21 protein-coding genes are annotated in these 14,875 nt (G+C 68.4%); 13 read left to right on the forward strand and 8 right to left on the reverse strand.

From position 1 onward, the window contains the following. Positions 1 to 3: 3 nt before the first annotated feature. The 4 genes from msrB (at position 4) to PZ894_RS10940 (ending at position 2,471) form a co-directional block, all read left to right on the forward strand. Positions 4 to 501 carry a peptide-methionine (R)-S-oxide reductase MsrB gene (msrB, locus tag PZ894_RS10925; RefSeq protein WP_275744690.1) on the forward strand — a complete coding sequence of 166 codons (498 nt, stop codon included), beginning with the start codon at positions 4 to 6 and terminating at the stop codon, positions 499 to 501. Further along, positions 498 to 1,037: a peptide-methionine (S)-S-oxide reductase MsrA gene (gene msrA, locus PZ894_RS10930; RefSeq protein WP_275744692.1), complete on the forward strand. Its 540-nt coding sequence runs from the start codon at positions 498 to 500 to the stop codon at positions 1,035 to 1,037. Before msrB ends, msrA begins: the two co-directional genes overlap by 4 nt. A 307-nt stretch (positions 1,038 to 1,344) precedes the next feature. Beyond that, positions 1,345 to 1,620: a hypothetical protein gene (locus tag PZ894_RS10935; RefSeq protein WP_275744694.1), complete on the forward strand. Its 276-nt coding sequence runs from the start codon at positions 1,345 to 1,347 to the stop codon at positions 1,618 to 1,620. A gap of 116 nt (positions 1,621 to 1,736) precedes the next feature. Then, the gene (locus PZ894_RS10940) at positions 1,737 to 2,471 is read left to right on the forward strand and encodes a sigma-70 family RNA polymerase sigma factor (protein ID WP_275744695.1); all 735 of its coding nucleotides are present in this window, start codon (positions 1,737 to 1,739) and stop codon (positions 2,469 to 2,471) included. Here the strand turns inward: PZ894_RS10940 and PZ894_RS10945 are convergent. The 3 genes from PZ894_RS10945 to PZ894_RS10955 all read right to left on the reverse strand — a co-directional run bounded on the left by PZ894_RS10945 (position 2,435) and on the right by PZ894_RS10955 (position 5,227). Further along, positions 2,435 to 4,387 carry a Na+/H+ antiporter NhaA gene (locus PZ894_RS10945; protein WP_275744697.1) on the reverse strand — a complete coding sequence of 651 codons (1,953 nt, stop codon included), beginning with the start codon at positions 4,385 to 4,387 and terminating at the stop codon, positions 2,435 to 2,437. The genes PZ894_RS10940 and PZ894_RS10945 overlap by 37 nt on opposite strands. Further along, entirely contained in the window at positions 4,374 to 4,751 is a 378-nt protein-coding gene (locus PZ894_RS10950; RefSeq protein WP_275744699.1) for a GNAT family N-acetyltransferase, read from the reverse strand. Before PZ894_RS10950 ends, PZ894_RS10945 begins: the two co-directional genes overlap by 14 nt. A 188-nt stretch (positions 4,752 to 4,939) precedes the next feature. Further along, positions 4,940 to 5,227 (reverse strand): hypothetical protein, encoded by a 288-nt coding sequence (locus tag PZ894_RS10955; protein WP_275744700.1) that lies wholly within the window; start codon positions 5,225 to 5,227, stop codon positions 4,940 to 4,942. Positions 5,228 to 5,279: 52 nt separating this feature from the next. Here PZ894_RS10955 and PZ894_RS10960 point away from each other — a divergent pair, with 52 nt between their 5' ends. Both PZ894_RS10960 and PZ894_RS10965 read left to right on the forward strand, forming a co-directional pair. Further along, entirely contained in the window at positions 5,280 to 5,543 is a 264-nt protein-coding gene (locus PZ894_RS10960; RefSeq protein ID WP_275744701.1) for a hypothetical protein, read from the forward strand. A gap of 209 nt (positions 5,544 to 5,752) precedes the next feature. Next, positions 5,753 to 5,896, forward strand: coding sequence for a hypothetical protein (locus tag PZ894_RS10965; protein WP_275744703.1), 144 nt, complete (start codon positions 5,753 to 5,755; stop codon positions 5,894 to 5,896). Between the two features lie 55 nt (positions 5,897 to 5,951). Here PZ894_RS10965 and PZ894_RS10970 read toward each other — a convergent pair whose 3' ends face one another. The 3 genes from PZ894_RS10970 to PZ894_RS10980 all read right to left on the reverse strand — a co-directional run bounded on the left by PZ894_RS10970 (position 5,952) and on the right by PZ894_RS10980 (position 7,751). Beyond that, positions 5,952 to 6,578, reverse strand: a complete 627-nt coding sequence (locus PZ894_RS10970) for a TetR/AcrR family transcriptional regulator (protein ID WP_275744704.1) — start codon at positions 6,576 to 6,578, stop codon at positions 5,952 to 5,954. Continuing rightward, positions 6,575 to 7,048 (reverse strand): hypothetical protein, encoded by a 474-nt coding sequence (locus tag PZ894_RS10975; RefSeq protein WP_275744706.1) that lies wholly within the window; start codon positions 7,046 to 7,048, stop codon positions 6,575 to 6,577. Before PZ894_RS10975 ends, PZ894_RS10970 begins: the two co-directional genes overlap by 4 nt. A 115-nt stretch (positions 7,049 to 7,163) precedes the next feature. Further along, a complete protein-coding gene (locus PZ894_RS10980) occupies positions 7,164 to 7,751 on the reverse strand; it encodes a GNAT family N-acetyltransferase (RefSeq protein ID WP_275744708.1) in 588 nt (195 codons plus the stop codon). 251 nt (positions 7,752 to 8,002) lie between these two features. On the opposite strand from PZ894_RS10980, the gene PZ894_RS10985 reads away from it, so the two are divergent. Further along, a complete protein-coding gene (locus tag PZ894_RS10985; protein ID WP_275744710.1) occupies positions 8,003 to 8,455 on the forward strand; it encodes a VOC family protein in 453 nt (150 codons plus the stop codon). Further along, the gene (locus PZ894_RS10990; protein ID WP_275744712.1) at positions 8,440 to 8,769 is read left to right on the forward strand and encodes a hypothetical protein; all 330 of its coding nucleotides are present in this window, start codon (positions 8,440 to 8,442) and stop codon (positions 8,767 to 8,769) included. Before PZ894_RS10985 ends, PZ894_RS10990 begins: the two co-directional genes overlap by 16 nt. Positions 8,770 to 8,828: 59 nt before the next feature. Here the strand turns inward: PZ894_RS10990 and PZ894_RS10995 are convergent, their stop codons facing one another. Then, positions 8,829 to 9,158, reverse strand: a complete 330-nt coding sequence (locus PZ894_RS10995; RefSeq protein ID WP_275744714.1) for a DUF427 domain-containing protein — start codon at positions 9,156 to 9,158, stop codon at positions 8,829 to 8,831. A gap of 252 nt (positions 9,159 to 9,410) precedes the next feature. Between PZ894_RS10995 and PZ894_RS11000 the strand changes: the two genes are divergently transcribed. The 4 genes from PZ894_RS11000 (at position 9,411) to PZ894_RS11015 (ending at position 12,504) form a co-directional block, all read left to right on the forward strand. Further along, positions 9,411 to 10,016 carry a molybdopterin-dependent oxidoreductase gene (locus PZ894_RS11000; RefSeq protein ID WP_275744715.1) on the forward strand — a complete coding sequence of 202 codons (606 nt, stop codon included), beginning with the start codon at positions 9,411 to 9,413 and terminating at the stop codon, positions 10,014 to 10,016. Between the two features lie 164 nt (positions 10,017 to 10,180). After that, positions 10,181 to 10,897 (forward strand): FAD-binding oxidoreductase, encoded by a 717-nt coding sequence (locus PZ894_RS11005; RefSeq protein WP_275744811.1) that lies wholly within the window; start codon positions 10,181 to 10,183, stop codon positions 10,895 to 10,897. A gap of 168 nt (positions 10,898 to 11,065) precedes the next feature. Next, positions 11,066 to 12,010 (forward strand): hypothetical protein, encoded by a 945-nt coding sequence (locus PZ894_RS11010; RefSeq protein WP_275744716.1) that lies wholly within the window; start codon positions 11,066 to 11,068, stop codon positions 12,008 to 12,010. 140 nt (positions 12,011 to 12,150) lie between these two features. Next, the gene (locus PZ894_RS11015) at positions 12,151 to 12,504 is read left to right on the forward strand and encodes a hypothetical protein (RefSeq protein ID WP_275744718.1); all 354 of its coding nucleotides are present in this window, start codon (positions 12,151 to 12,153) and stop codon (positions 12,502 to 12,504) included. On the opposite strand, the gene PZ894_RS11020 is transcribed toward PZ894_RS11015, so the two are convergent. Beyond that, positions 12,501 to 12,950, reverse strand: coding sequence for a hypothetical protein (locus PZ894_RS11020; RefSeq protein ID WP_275744721.1), 450 nt, complete (start codon positions 12,948 to 12,950; stop codon positions 12,501 to 12,503). The two genes, PZ894_RS11015 and PZ894_RS11020, sit on opposite strands and share 4 nt — an antisense overlap. Positions 12,951 to 13,228: 278 nt before the next feature. On the opposite strand from PZ894_RS11020, the gene PZ894_RS11025 reads away from it, so the two are divergent. Then, positions 13,229 to 14,830, forward strand: a complete 1,602-nt coding sequence (locus PZ894_RS11025; protein WP_275744723.1) for an amidase — start codon at positions 13,229 to 13,231, stop codon at positions 14,828 to 14,830. Positions 14,831 to 14,875 lie beyond the last annotated feature (45 nt).

The following is a 14,875-nucleotide window of genomic DNA, read 5'->3' on the forward strand; positions in this document are numbered from 1 at the left end:
ACCGTGGCACCCAATTACGAACGACGCCCTGAGGCCGTGGCGCAGCTGACGCCGCGGCAGTACGCAGTGACCCAAGAGGACGAGACCGAGCCGGCCTTCCAGAACGAATACTGGAACTCGAAGGCGCCTGGCATCTACGTCGACGTCGTCTCCGGCGAGCCGCTGTTCGCCTCGACCAACAAGTACAACAGCCGCACCGGCTGGCCCAGCTTCACCAGCCCCCTGGAGCCGACGAACGTGGTCGAAGTCGTCGACGACAGCCACGGGATGGTCCGGACCGAGGTCCGCTCCACGCACGGGAACAGCCACCTCGGGCACCTTTTCCCCGACGGTCCAGCTGATCAAGGCGGCATGCGCTACTGCATCAATTCGGCTGCCCTGAGGTTCGTCGCGGCTGCCGACCTCGAAGCCGAGGGATACAGCCAGTACCTGCACCTGTTCGACAATCCTGATGGAGCGGCCGCAGGCGACAAGCCAGTGATGGAGGGCGAGAATCGATGAAGGCGTACGGACTGCACAACGAGACCGAGACTGCCGTCCTCGCTGGTGGATGCTTCTGGGGCATGGAGGATCTGCTGCGCAAGGAGGACGGGGTCCTGAAGACCCGCGTGGGGTACACCGGCGGCGCGAACGAGCACCCGACCTACCGGAATCACCCCGGGCACGCCGAAGCCGTCGAGATCGTCTTCGACCCGACCGAGATCAGCTACCGCGACCTGCTCGAGCTCTTCTTCAAGGTTCACGACCCCACCACGCTCAACAGGCAGGGCAACGACGTGGGAACCAGCTATCGGTCCGCAATCTTCTACAACAGCGACGAGCAGCGCGACGTTGCCACGGAGCTCATCCAAGAGATCGACGCCAGCGAGCGCTGGCCCGGCAAGGTCGTGACCGAGGTGACGGCGGCCGGCGCGTTCTGGGAGGCCGAGCCCGAGCACCAGGACTACCTGGTCAAGAACCCGAACGGTTACACGTGCCACTACGTCCGCCCCTACTGGCGTCTGCCGGAGCGGGACCCGGCCGCCCCGGGCGGCTGAGGACCAGGAGTTCGCGGGCCGCATGGAGCCCGAAACGCTGCCGGTGAAGCAACCGATCGGGCTCTCCCGTGATCGGACACTGCCCCAGTCCTCGGCCCCCGATACGCTCGCAGGAGCGCATTCGCTCATCAGCGAGATGATCGTGGCGGGAATGAGTTCATTGCGATTGCCGAGATCGCGCCCCGGGCCCGGGTCCCCGGCCCAGCGGCCCGACTCCGGGGTCCGGTGAGCGCGCGGATGCGCGGCGGGTGAGCAGCGGGTCGGCAGGCGGAGTACAAGACAGGAACGGACCGACGAAGGGGGACGTGTGGCGGACAGTGCAGGGAACGATACGAGCGACGAACATGAGGACCATTGGGACCGGCTCGAGGCGTTCCTGCAGACCGACCCCCAGGACGCCGGGTGTGACGCCACCATGGAAGTGCTCGACGTCTACGCCGAACTCGTCGCGGCCGGGTCCGACCCGGCCGACCGCTTCCCCGGCGTCAAGGCCCACCTCCTGGCATGTGGTCCGTGTGCGGAGGACCTCGAAGGCCTGCTCGCCGCCATCACGGGCGGATCGTCGACAACGGATGTGCCGTGACCTTGGAGGTGAAGACCCGCCAAGACCCCGCGCCACGGCCGCGCCGCGGCGGCACCCCCGTGATGGACTAGATGGTCCTAAGCAAAGTTTCCTTGTCGTAGACATGATGCGCTTGAATGGACCGATTAGTCCGGATTACGGTGAGTCGAAGCGTTGGGCTGACACCCGACCGACGTCCCCACCCCAGGGGCGGTCTCGTGAAAGAGGTTGCAGTGAACGACCCGGTGATCGCACGTGAGAACAGCCGGTGGATACGCGACCTCAGCGCCGGGGGACCCGCGAAGGAAGCCGCCTGCACCGAGCTCTATGCACTCCTGCTGCGCGTGGCGAGGTCCGAGACCCGCCGACGCGCACCGACCCTTCGCGTGGCCGGACCCGAGCTCGAGGACATCGCACACCAAGCCGCGGCCGACGCGTTGATGGCGGTCACCGAACGCCTCGACAGGTTTCGAGGCGAGGCGCGATTCACCACGTGGGCCACCAAGTTCGTGATCTTCGACGTCGCCACCAAGATGAACCGTCACCACTGGCACCGACACGAGGTCCCCTACGAGGAGGAGGACTGGTCGAAGATCGCCTCACGGTTCGATCTGGGGCCGGAGGACGAGACGCAGGTTCGCGAGTTCGCCGCAGCCGTGTCGGCAGCGGTCGAGGAGAGCCTGTCCGACCGTCAGCGCATGGTCTTCGTTGCCACCGTCCTCAACGGCATGCCGACCGACGTCTTGGCCGAAAGGCTCGGGTCGACACACAACGCGCTTTACAAGGTCCTCTTCGACGCTCGGAAGAAGCTGCGCGCGGCACTGGTGGCAGGCGGCTACCTCGCCGACGTCTCCGAGGTCCGCTCCGCCTGATCGACGATCGACGTCGGTTCGAGCGCCATCCGCACAGCGGCCAGTAGTGCCGATGGCCCGTAGTCGCCCTCGTGCCGTACGCCGTTGATGAACAGGGTCGGCGTACCCGCGACGGCGCTCAGGCGGGCCGACTCGATGTCGCCCGAGACCTTCTGAGCGGTGCGCGCGTCCTTGAAGTCGGCAATGAACTGGTCGGCATCCAGGCTCAAGGAAGTCGCCAGCTCGACCAGATCGAGATCGTCGAGTTCGGCGCGGCGAGCGAGCAGGGCGTCGTGCATGGGCCAGAACGAGCCCTGGACAGCGGCGGCTTCGCTTGCGAGGGCGGCCCGCCACGCTGCTGGGTGGACATCGACGAGTGGAAGGTGCCGCCACACATAGCGGACCTGCGTCGGCAGCTCGTGGAGGACGGTGGTCAGCGACCACTCGGCCTGCCCACAGAAGGGGCACTCGAAATCGCCGTACTCCACGATCGTGACCTCGGCATCGGAGTGTCCGCGAATGTGGTCGCGCGACTCGTCGACGTCTGATGCAAGGTCGACCAAGGCGGGGGATCCCGGGCGACGCATGGACTCGCTGAGCCGCTTGGGAAGCACCCGCGGAAGACACGCCCAACCGACCGCGAGAACGGGAGCGGTCACGACCGCGGCCAGGGCCCCGGTCACGGCGTCGTCACGGGCCGTTCCGTCGAGGGCGATGCCGGCGACCAGCATCGTCACTGTGAAGCCCATCGACGAGATGGCACCGGCAGTCAGCACGTGCTTGCCGGTCACCGGCGGCATCAGCGCACCGCGGCTCGCGACTCGGGAGACCCAGGTCAGCAGGGCGAACGCGATTGGCTTGCCGAGCAGGAGACCGGCGAGGATTCCCCACGTGATCGGGCCAGTGAAGGCGCGCTGCAGCAGGGTCGCGTCCAGAGTGATGCCGAGGTTCGCGATGACGAAGAGGGGCACGACGACGAGGCTGACGAACAGCGAGAGGCGATGTTGCAGGCGCGCATTGGGCGAGAGCGCCGCCCGGAGTTGCGCGATCGCAACACGAGCGGCAGTCGGCGACGGCTGCTCACGGAAGGAGCGCACGACGCGTGACGCGTGCTCAAGGTGCACCAGCGCCGGCGTGTAGGCCGGCGAGAGGAGCCCCACGCACAAGCCCGCGATGATCGGGTCGATGCCGCTGGACCGAGTCAGTACCCATCCCAGGACCGCCAGACTGGCCAGGAGCTGCCCTGGCCACCGAGACCTCTGGGCGCGCCAGTAGAGCATGAACACCGCGGCTGCAGAGGCCACCAGGCCCAGCTCGACCTGGTCGCTGTAGAACAGCGCAATCACGACCAGCGACCCCACGTCATCGGCAACGAGGACTGTGATGAGGAACTGCCGCAGACGAGGCGACGCCCCGCGGGCGATCCACGACAGCGCAGCCAGCGCCATCGCGGTGTCGGTGGACATCGCCACTCCCCATGCTTGAGGTGCGCCTCCCGTTGTGAGGAGGTTGACGGCAGCGAAGATGGCGGCAGGCAGCAGCAGCCCTCCCAGGCCGATAGAGACCGGAAGTACCGACCTGCGGCGGTCGCGAAGATCACCCAGGTCCCACTCCCGCCTTGCCTCCAGGCCGACCACGAGGAAGAACACGCTCATCAGCCCCTCGTTGACCGCCTCGAGCAAGCTGAGTCCATAGCTGTGCGAGCCCCCGGACACCGCGACCTCGGCATCCCAGAACGTGTCGTAGGAGCCACCGGCCAGGTTGGCCCACAACAGCGACACCAGCATTGCTCCCGCGAGAGCCGACGTCGCCACGTGTTGGTCTCCGAGGAAGCCACGGAGGAACTCGGCTCGCCCGCGCGCCCAGCTCGTCGTACCTCGACATGTCCCGTCACCAGCGCTTGCGGTCGCGGGTACCGCCGCGTCAGTCCCTGGCATCAGCTTGGGCGGCCTCGGCGCTGGCGCGGTCGGGGTAGCCAGGGAATCGCGGGTCCACGAGGTCGTCGTAGGCAGAGTTCTTGGACAGGAAGTCCGCCACGAACGGGCAGATCGCGGTGACCGTGCCGGACCGAGCTCTGATCTGCTCGAGGACGCGTGCCACCATGGCGCCGGCGACGCCCCGCCTCCGGTGAGAAGGATCGACCTCGGCATGCCGAAGCGCAAACCGGTTCGGCCTGAGGCGGGAGTAGTACAACCAGCCGGCGAGCGCCTCGCCGCGGTAGAGCTCGAACCGGCGCTGTTCGGCGTCGTCAATCAGCCTCTCGGCGGCGCGGTCTTGATCTCGATCCTCACCCGTGGACACTTCTCGACCTCCTGCATCGGCTTCCACCTGCGTGATTGTGGACTATAGAGTTCAATGGACTGCCAACATCGCCTTGCGTGAAGTGATTCCTCAAGTAACTTGGACTAGGAGGTCCATCAGGGAGGCGGTAGCGGCGAAGACCCCCGTGGGCTCAGAACGAAGAGATGGAAGAGAACATGGAGCCACGCTCAGCATCCGTCGAAGTGCGCAAGAACACCAGGGACCGCCTCTATGAAGCACTCATCGACGGCGAGGTCGTAGGCGAGCTCGCCTACGAGATGGTCGGTGGGCGAGTCTCGCTGACGCACTCCTACGTGGATGCGCGTCATCGTCATCAGGGGGTCGCGTCGTCGCTGGCCCGGTTCGCACTCGAGGACCTCCGCGACAGCCAGTCCCGGGTGGGGATCTACTGCGGCTTCGTAGCTGACTTCGTTCGCGAACACCCTGAGTACGAGGACGCGGTCGAGGCCAGCCAATCGGCATTCCTGGCGACGCGCACCGCCCTTGACACGAACCGCGGGGGCTGGCATGAGCGACCTGCACGTGAGGATCGAGCCGGACCGCATCGTGACGGCCACGCTGGTCCTCAGGAGCTGGGCGGCCGAGGATGCGGCGGAGGCGCTCGAGATCTACGGCGATCGCCAGACCGCAGTGTCGATCGGACTGCACCAGCCGGTCGCGGACGTGATCGAGATGCGGGAGCTGCTGACCCGGTGGGACCTGCAATCCTCCCAGCGTCCGGTGCCTCAGGGCTTGTGGGCCGCGGAAGGGTCGAGGACGGCAGGCTACTAGGCGGAGCAACGCTGCTGCCGTTCAGCTCCACGGCGCCGCAGCTCGTGATGGGTTGGCATCTGCGCCCTGATGCTCGCCGCCACGGGGTCGCCGGTCAGATCGGTCATGCCCTGGCGCATCACGCCTTCGTCAGCGGCGACGCCGCCGCCGTCTACCTGGCTGCACCCGCGGAGAATCGGGAGGCGCTCACCGTCGGCCGACGACTCGGGATGAGAGCGGTCGACGACCTCATGTGGACTCACGCCGGCGCCCGGCTCACGGTCCTCGAGATGGCCCGCGACGACCTGCACAAGGTACGCCCCGGCGTCTCATTGGACGGCTCCTACGATCCGGAGGGCCTGATCGACTGGTGAGTGCGCGGAGACGCCGCGGGATCCCGGCAAACGCATCTGGCAGGAGCCGGAGAGCTCAGGTGGCCGATAGACTCTCGATGTGTGCGAGCGCCATGTCGATCGAGGTCGCCATGGGGCTGACGTCACGCTCGGCCTGGGCCAGCATGTACCCGCCTTGAAGGGCGCCCATGAGCCCGGTTGCGAGCTGGTCGACGGAGACCTCGGACTTGAGGACGCCGTCGGCTTGGAGGCGGCGGAGGACGTCGGCCAGGAGACCTCGCCACTCGGCGAAGAGCTGAGAAAGTGCCTTGCGTGCCAGGTCGTCGTGGTCAGAGACCTCCGAGGCCAACGCGCCGAGCGCGCACCCGTAGGCGCCGTGGCGTAGAGCGTTGCTCTGCACCAGGGCGTCACGCCATCGGCGCAGTCCGCGAAGTGTCGACACGTTGCCCAGTGATTCCCGTTCGCGGGCCAAGACCGTCTGACCGACATGGTCGACAACTGCCCTGACCAGCGCTTCCCTGCTCTTGAAGTGGTGGTAGAACTGCGACTTGCTCGACCCCGTCGCGGCGAGGACGTCGTCAACGGTGGTAGCCGCGACGCCCTTCACATACATGAGTTCGGCTGCGGAAGCGACGATCCTGGCTCGCGTCTTCGCACCGCGCGCCGTGAGGCGTCTGCCGCTGTGCGAGTCGGTCAAGGTCATCTGTTCATGTTACCGCCCGGTCGTTCGTCGGCGGGGCAGGATCCTCGCCTCGCCGAGGGCGTGGTCAGTGGCGCGAGCGCGATGTCGAGAGCCGCTTCGAGCGGCGCGGGATCGTCTGCCACCCGGCTCAGGAGGCCGCCGCCGTGAAGCGCGGCGAGGATCAGTACGGCAAGCTCGTCGGCGGCGCGGCGGTCGTGGTGCCGGCGACCGGCGGCGGATCTGACCTCCGGCGGATTCTCGGAGGAGAGCACGCGCTCGACGGCCGCGGTGAGCAGTCCTTGCCAGGTGACCAGGAAGTCCCGTCCGGCGGCGCTGTCGGGCACCCGCCGCAGTGCGGTCGCGTAACGCGACTGGGGCCTCATCAGCTCCCGGACGACGCGGCGTCGCCACCGCGTCATGTCCTCCCGGTTCGTGACCTGCGCGAGAGCGGCGTCTTCGATCGCCAAGACATCTACGAAGTGCGTCGTCATCCATCTCTTTCCCAGCGGTCGCCTGCAACGGCGCCGCATCCTGGCACGAAAGAGGACTGATCGGTCCATCCAGCGTTCGAGCGCTGCGTCCTCTGACCTGAGCAGTACAAGCCGACTAGCGCTCCACGGGCGTCGGTGCGAGCGAGGACTTGTCCAGGTCGGCCTTGCGAAGCCGGAAGATCTGCAGCCGCAGCCCGTAGTACTTCTCGGTCTCTCCGGTCCACTCCATGCCGATGCGTCGAGCCACGTGCTCACCCGGCGCGTTGCCCGGCCTGACGACAGCGAAGACCTCCTCTTCGCCGTGAGTGAACGCATAGTGTGCCAAGGCATGCCCGGCCTCGGTCGCGTACCCCTGGCCCCACGCCTTCCGTGCTAGCTGGTAGCCGAGCTCGAGATCGTCTCCTTCGGGCGGGAGCGGGAGGATCTGGCACGAACCGACCACATGACCGGTCGTGATCTCCTCGATCGCCCACCGTCCTGCCGGGCGGCCGGGAGGCCCGGCAGGTGAGCCGATCCAGCTGTCCAGGAGGGCACGCATCCGGTCGACGTCCCTGACTGTGCCAAGCGCCGGAGACAACCAGCGCGCAACTTCGGGACTTCCGTAGATCTCGAGGGCGTCGTCGGCGTCGCCGAGGCGCCACGGACGCAGGCGCAGTCGCGGCGTGGTGATGGTACTTCCGACGATCGTCACATCCTGGGTCATCGTTGCTCCTCGAGGTCGCGACGGCAGGTCGCCGCCCTTGCCAGAAAGTACGTCGAACTGGACGAACTCGTCCAATTCGACGTGATGGACGGGTGCTGGTTCGGCGAACGAGACGAAAGACGTGCACCGCCACCGTCACCAACGGGTGTCGCGCTCGCGCGGCCTCTCTGAGGCTGTCCGTGGCCGGCATCGACTGCAGCCGGGACGGGTCTTGGGCGGCTCACTGATAGAACGGTACGGAGGATGAAGAGATGGCGGTCAACATCGCGGCAATCACGTTCACCTGCGTCGACCCGCATGAGGCGGCGTCCTGGGCGGAGGCGCTGCGCAAGAGCGTCGCGGCGACCGTGAGCCCGGGGTCGGCGGCCGTCATCGCGGCCGTGCCCCTCCTCTTCCGACGAGGAGAGCGCACCGGACACACGGGGAACCGCACCCACCCCGACCGCACCACCATGGATTTCGACGCTGAGGCTGACCGCCTGCGCGATCTCGGCGCCACCGAGGTCCGCCGAAACCGGTGGCACTCGACGGGGCCCATCAACTTCCGCGACATCGAAGGCGACGAGTTCGACCTGGTCGCCGGATGGGCCCACGCGGCTCCGCTCACTCAACTGAACACCACCAATCGACCTGGGCCCGGCATCGGTACCGGTCCCGGAACTCACGCTTCGACGACGGGAGCCATCTCATGTCCGACCTGCTGAACCAACTCGACGTCAACGACGGCGACCCGGTTGTCGCGACCCACATGGCGGACGCACTGACGGCGGCCGCGCTGGTCTTCGGCGACGGCGCGATCCAGACCTTCACCCTCGACGGCCGAACCACATACACCGAGCGCGGCCGCCCAAGCTCGGGAGAGTGGCGCGTCGTGGGCGACGGGCAGTTCGAGTCGTTCTGGCCGCCGGCGTATACGGCGACCTACGACCTGACCTGGGTCGTGAAAGGCGGCGCGATCACCGGCCTGACCTTCGTCGACCGCCAACGCGGCGACCGCTTCGAAGGCCAGTACCGATGATCATGCTGCACCGGGGTACGGCCCGTCTAGGCAGTCGCCCAAACCCGCCGGTCGGCTCGTCAGACCAGCCCCGTGTCGCGGCGCGACTCGAGAAGGACCACCTGGATCGGGTCGAACGCGACGTAGCCGCTGAAGTCGAAGCCGACGTGGTCGATCGCCGTCGACAACGGTGAGGGATATCCCCAGGCCGCGTCGGTGTGCACGCCGGCCCGGGTCGTGACGGTCCAGTATCGGGCTGCGCCCTTCCAGGGGCATGTGTACGGCGTCGCGCTGTCGTCGAACAGGCTCCACCTGACCGCGTCAGGCGGGAAGTAGAGATGGCCTTCGATCCTGACCAGTTGCTCCTCGTCGGCCTCGGCCACGACAGTTTCACCGATCCAAGCCTGCACGCGATCCTCCTGGTGTCCAGCGACGGTCCGATCGGTGACAGCCGCACCGACCTTCGCTTCCCTTGGTGGCCGCTCCCGGCGGCAGTCTTACCCCTCTGCCTCACGCGACGGTGGTTCCGCCGGCGCTGCTGTCGGCCGGAGACCGCGGTCGTCGAGTCCCGCCTTCCGGGGCAGGGGCTGGGTAAGACCCGGCGCTCGCCGACCCACTCAATGCGTGACATCGCCAGTCATACGGAGAGGACGGGTCGACTCATGGCAGTGGTCAGCAGGGGTTTTGGAGGTCGTCGCCAGGTAGACCCCCAAGTGCCACCCGGTCAGTACAGAACCGACGACTTCCCGGTTCTGACCGCCGGCCCGACCCCACTGATCGGTACCGTGAACTGGACGCTTGACGTCACCGGTGTGGACGGCGCAAGTCACTCCGTGTCTTGGCAGCAGCTGATGGCACTCCCCGTCGAGGACGTCACCGTCGACCTCCACTGTGTGACCAAGTGGAGCAAGCTCGGCACACGGTGGCGAGGAGTGCCGGTGGCCGAAGTGCTGGGAGCCGTGGGGGCTGACCTGGAAGGCGTCGAGTACGTGATGGCCCACTCGCACGGCGGCTACACCACGAACCTCCCTCTCCGCGACCTACTGCACGGACAGGCATGGGTCGCCTTCGAGTTCGACGGCTCCGCGCTCGCGGCCGCACACGGCGGGCCAGCGAGGCTGCTCGTTCCCCACCTCTACCTGTGGAAGTCCGCCAAATGGGTCAACGGGCTGGAGCTGCTCCGCGAGGACCGCCTCGGGTTCTGGGAGAACTTCGGCTACCACCCCTACGGAGACCCTTGGCGCGAGCAGCGCTACGCGGGGGACTGATGAAGGCTTTCCACATCAGCGACTGGGCGCGCAAGGAAACGGTGCCCGACGTGAGTCCGCGCTACCAACCAGGTGATGCCGTTCCCCGTGCGAGCGGGGCGGACGCCAGGCTCCGCGTTCGTGGTCCGCTTCGATGGCTGCGAGCCGAACTGCGTGGCGCCTGGATGGAGACGCGATCGGCCAGGACGCTACTCTTCTCGGTTCCCGACTGGACCGGCCATGATCCGGGACAGCACGTGGACCTGAAGCTGACTTCGGAGGACGGGTACAGCGCGCAGCGCAGCTACTCGCTGGCGTCGACGTCGTCGCCTGGATGGGTCGAGCTCACCGTGCAGGCCGTTCCCGGTGGTGAGGCGTCGCCATACCTTGTCGACACCATGCAGCCCGGTGACGAGCTGCAACTGCGTGGCCCGATCGGCGGCTGGTTCCGCTGGACCGAGGACCTCCCCGGGCCGGTGCTGCTGATTGCCGGAGGCTCCGGAATCGTGCCGCTGATGGCGATGGTGCGCCGACGAATCGAGTCGGGTGTCGCGACGCCGTTTCACCTCAGCTACGTCGCCCGCACGCCCGACCACGTGATCTACACCAACGAGCTCGCCACGTACGCGCAGCGCTGCTCCGACCTCACCATCGAGCGGCTGTACACCCGGGCGGGCCTACCGGACGGCAGGCGCACCCCAGGACGACTCGCGCTCGCCGACATCCCCGGCCCGTCGAGTGCATTCTCTGCGGACGTCGCGACCGCGCCGCGCACGAGCCGGACCCGGGTCTACGTTTGCGGCCCGACCGGGTTCGTCGAGAACGCTGCGCGGCTGCTCCAGGAGCGTGGCCATGCCGCGGACGCCATCAGGACCGAGCGTTTCGGACCGACCGGGAGCTGAGGCGCGAGGCGCGAGGACGTCGTTCGAGACAACGAATCCCTCGAGATTCGGCTCCGCCGATCGGAAAGAACCCGCGGCAAGGGTGACACGAATGAACTGCCCCGGTCGGACAGACGCCGGCTCGGGGTGAGATGCGAACGTGACAGGAGGTTCCGCACGTTGACCAGCGTGAACAAGGCCATGCGCACGACAGCGGGGTGCGACGATGTGGCCCGGTACGGCAGCTTGGCGTTCGACGGCTCGCTGCCGCTGCAGGGAGCGGTCGAGATCGGCGAGCACCTCATGAGCTGTGACGCCTGCACGAACTACATCGACCAGGTCGCCAAGACGATCGCACTGATCGGCCTGCGCCCACCCACCAATCGGCCGCCGACCTTGCGCGAACCCGACAGGCGTGACGAGAGCCGAGCTGCCGCCGGCGAACCTCCCCGAGACCTCGAGTCCGATGCGGCGCTAATCCGCACACAGGCCTGGCTGGTCTCGCTCGCTCGGGCCATCGACCCCGCTCATGCCGAGGATCTGGTACAGAGCGCCTGGGACCACTTCCTGACCGACGATCCGCCGACGACCCGTAGCCACGGCCAGCTCGCGTCCTTCCTGACCAAGCGAGCTCGCGAGCACGCCCGAGACGACGACGCCCGCGACCAGGCCTGGGCCGCAGACCTGGTGCGTCATCACCCGCACAACCCCGCAGACCTGGCCGAGACAGACCTTCCCGACCCTGGCGTCAACGAGGACTGGCGCGCTCTCGCCGATCTCGATGCCCTCGATCCGGACGGCGAACGCGCCGAGCTGTATCTCCCCGACCTCTACGGCGACGGGCCGGACAGAGAGGGATGGAGTGCTCCGCCGACAGCGTGGCCCACAGTCGCGAACATCCTCAGCCCCGAGGCGGAAGCCGAAACGGCCGAGTTGTACTCGGTACTCGACGCAGCCCTCGACGAACTGACCAGTGCCGCCGCGGATGCGGTCTACCTGGTGGACATCGAGGGGCATTCAGTTGCGACCGCGAGCAGCCGTCTGGGTCGTAGCACCAACGACATCCAGAGGAACTTGGTCGAAGCTCGCGATCATGTGCGCCGTCGAATCGACGACTACCTCGCTACGTCCTGAACGGCGTGGCGGTGCGGGACATGAAGATCAGCTCGCAGCCGCTGCCCGTGGCGCCGCGATGCGACGTAGTCGACCCAGGCACCTCATCCGGCCGTCAGAGCCGAACCGTCCAGTCGGTACAACAAGTCACAGGAGTGTCCATGGAGCTCGATCGGGCCAAGCAGCTGCTCGAATCTGAACGGCAGCGGATCCACCGCCTCCTCGCCACCGCTGCGGAGGACACGTTGGGCGATAGCGCGGCAGAGCGCGAGGTCGGCGACGGTGACATCGACGCCGCACAGCCGCTCGAGCACGAAGCCGTGGACCTTGCGATCGAGCGCAGCCTCCGCGAGCGGCTGGACGCGATCGCGCGCGCCGAGCAACGGATCGCGGACGGAACCTACGGCAAGTCTCTTGAGAGCGGGCGCGTCATCCCCGACGACCGACTCGAGATCGACCCGGCGGCCGAGCTGACCGTCGCGGAGGCCGCCAAGCGTCAGCACCATGACTACTAACGGTTCGCGTCGGTCTGCAGCAGTCGCCACGCTCCGAGCGTGAACGCTGCGGAGGCCCAGAGTGCGACTGTCGTCCGAGCCGAAGTGACGCTCATCAGGGCGCCGCAGCCGAAGATGAACGCGAGCCCGCTGAGCGTGGTCAGCCCGTCTGCCTGCGGGAGGCCCAGCGGCAAGAAGGCCTGGGCGGTGAAGCTCGCTGCGGCCGCGACGACGACGCCCAGCGAGATGGTCGCGAAGGCGACGGCGACGCATCTGGCGATGAGGAGCACTCCGCGACGAGGCGTCCACTGCAAGGTGGGCACGATGCTGCCGCTGCCGTAGTCAGCGGTGGCGGTGACCGTCGTGAGGGCGAGGATGCCGAAGAGCGCGAACATCCCGCTCGACTGGCCGGCATCCCAGGCGGTCGAACCGGGCGTGACGCTGGCGGGGTCGGTCTGCACGGCCACGGCACCGAGGCCGATGACGGCTAGGCGCGTGCTCAGTCACCGGTGGACGGGGCAGTGCGGGACAGTTGCCTCGCCGCGGTGAGCACGCAACCTTCCGCGAGGAGGAAGAGGTGGCTGACGCACCACCGGTCACCGTCCACGGCACCCCGGGGGCCGGCTGCGTACGGCGACGACGGACGTGGCACTTGCTCGTGGATACTATTTCGGTTAGCAATAGTTCGGACCGAAATGAAGAGGCGAGCCGGCGTGCCACCGCCTCCCGTGGTGGAAGGACGTCGATGACGCACGAGGAGCACACGCTCGCCGAGGCTGCGGCCGAGGTGCGGGCGGGGCGGGTGACGAGCGGCGAGCTCGTCGAGGAGGCACTCGCCCGCGCGGAGAGGTACGACGACCGGCTCGGCGTGTTCCTCGCGAGGTTCGACGAGCGGGCGCGTGAGGCGGCGGCCGCGGCCGATGCTGCGGTGGGGTCCGGCGAGCCACTTGGCCCGCTCCACGGCGTGCCGATCGGCGTCAAGGACATCCTCGCCACCGAGGAGGGGCCGTCGACCGCCCAGAGTCGCGTGATGGAGGGCATCTGGGACGTCGAGGAGGCCGCGGCGGTCCGCCGGCTGCGGCGAGCCGGTGCCATCGTGGTCGGCAAGACGAGCACGTTGGAGTTCGCCTACGGGCTGCCGGACTCGACCCTGCCGTTCCCCGTGCCCGCGAACCCCTGGGACGCGTCCCGGTGGCCCGGCGGGTCCAGCTCCGGTTCGGGAGCCGGCGTCGCGGCCGGGATGATGCTCGGCGCGCTCGGCACCGACACCGGTGGCAGCGTGCGGGTGCCGGCCGCGATGTGCGGCATCACCGGACACAAGCCGACGACCGGTCTCGTCGACGACCGGGGCCTGGTCCCGCTGGCCCACAGCGTGGACACGATCGGTCCGATGGCCCGCACCGCGCGTGACTGCGCGCTGATGCTTGAGGTGCTGACCGGGTCGCCCGCGGCCCCGCCGCTGGACCGTCTGGACGGTGTCCGCGTGGGCGTCGCCACGATGGCCGAGGTGGCCGGCGACGGCGCCGATCCGGCCGTACCCGAGCGCCTCGCCGCGGCGGTGGACCACCTCGAGCGGCTGGGCGCGTCGGTCGTGGCGGTCACGCTGCCGCTCCATGACGTGATGGTCGACGCGAGCTTCCTGACCATCGCGGCCGAGCGGCTCAGCTGGCACCGTCCGCTGCTGCCCGACAGCTGGGACCGGTACGGCGCCTCGGCCCGCGAGGGGATCACCAGGGCTGCGCACTACAGTGCCGCCGACTACGTCCAGGCCCAGCGCGTCCGTCGCCAGGGTCAGCTCGCCCTGGCGGCGCTCTTCGACACCGTCGACGTGGTGGTCTCCCCGATGTGCTCGCGCACCGCACCGCCGCTCGGGGACATCGGCGAGTGCATGCGGACCTGGAAGTCGCTCGTGCACGCGCCGTACTGGAACTCGGCCGGCAACCCGGCCGCGTCCGTGCCGATCGGCTTCGCCGCCGACGGCATGCCCCTGGGTCTGCAGATCGCGGGGCGACCGTTCGAGGACGCGCTCGTCCTGCAGGTGGCCGAGGCCTACCAGCGCGTCACCGACTGGCACACCCGCCGGCCGGACCTGTCCGCGATCGACGCGGCGGCGCCCGGCTCCGTCGCGGGTCCGCTCCGACCCCCGGCCCTCGACACCGTGGACCCGACCGACGCCGCTCTCGCGCGCGCCCTGCTCGAGCGAGCCGGCATCGTGCCGAGTGACGGGGACGTGGCGACGGTCGCCGCGAGCCTCGGCGCCGCGCACGGCGCGACCCAGCGGCTGTGGGAGGTCGCCTGCGGCGACCTGCCCGGTGCGCTCGGTCTCGGCTACCCGGGCCGCCCGTAGCCGACTGGCGCCCGCGGCCGCGCCGTCGTGTCTCGGTGGCCGGGA

Origin of the sequence: Nocardioides sp. YIM 152315 (assembly GCF_029210375.1) — a bacterium.
Classification (GTDB): Bacteria; Actinomycetota; Actinomycetes; order Propionibacteriales; family Nocardioidaceae; genus Nocardioides.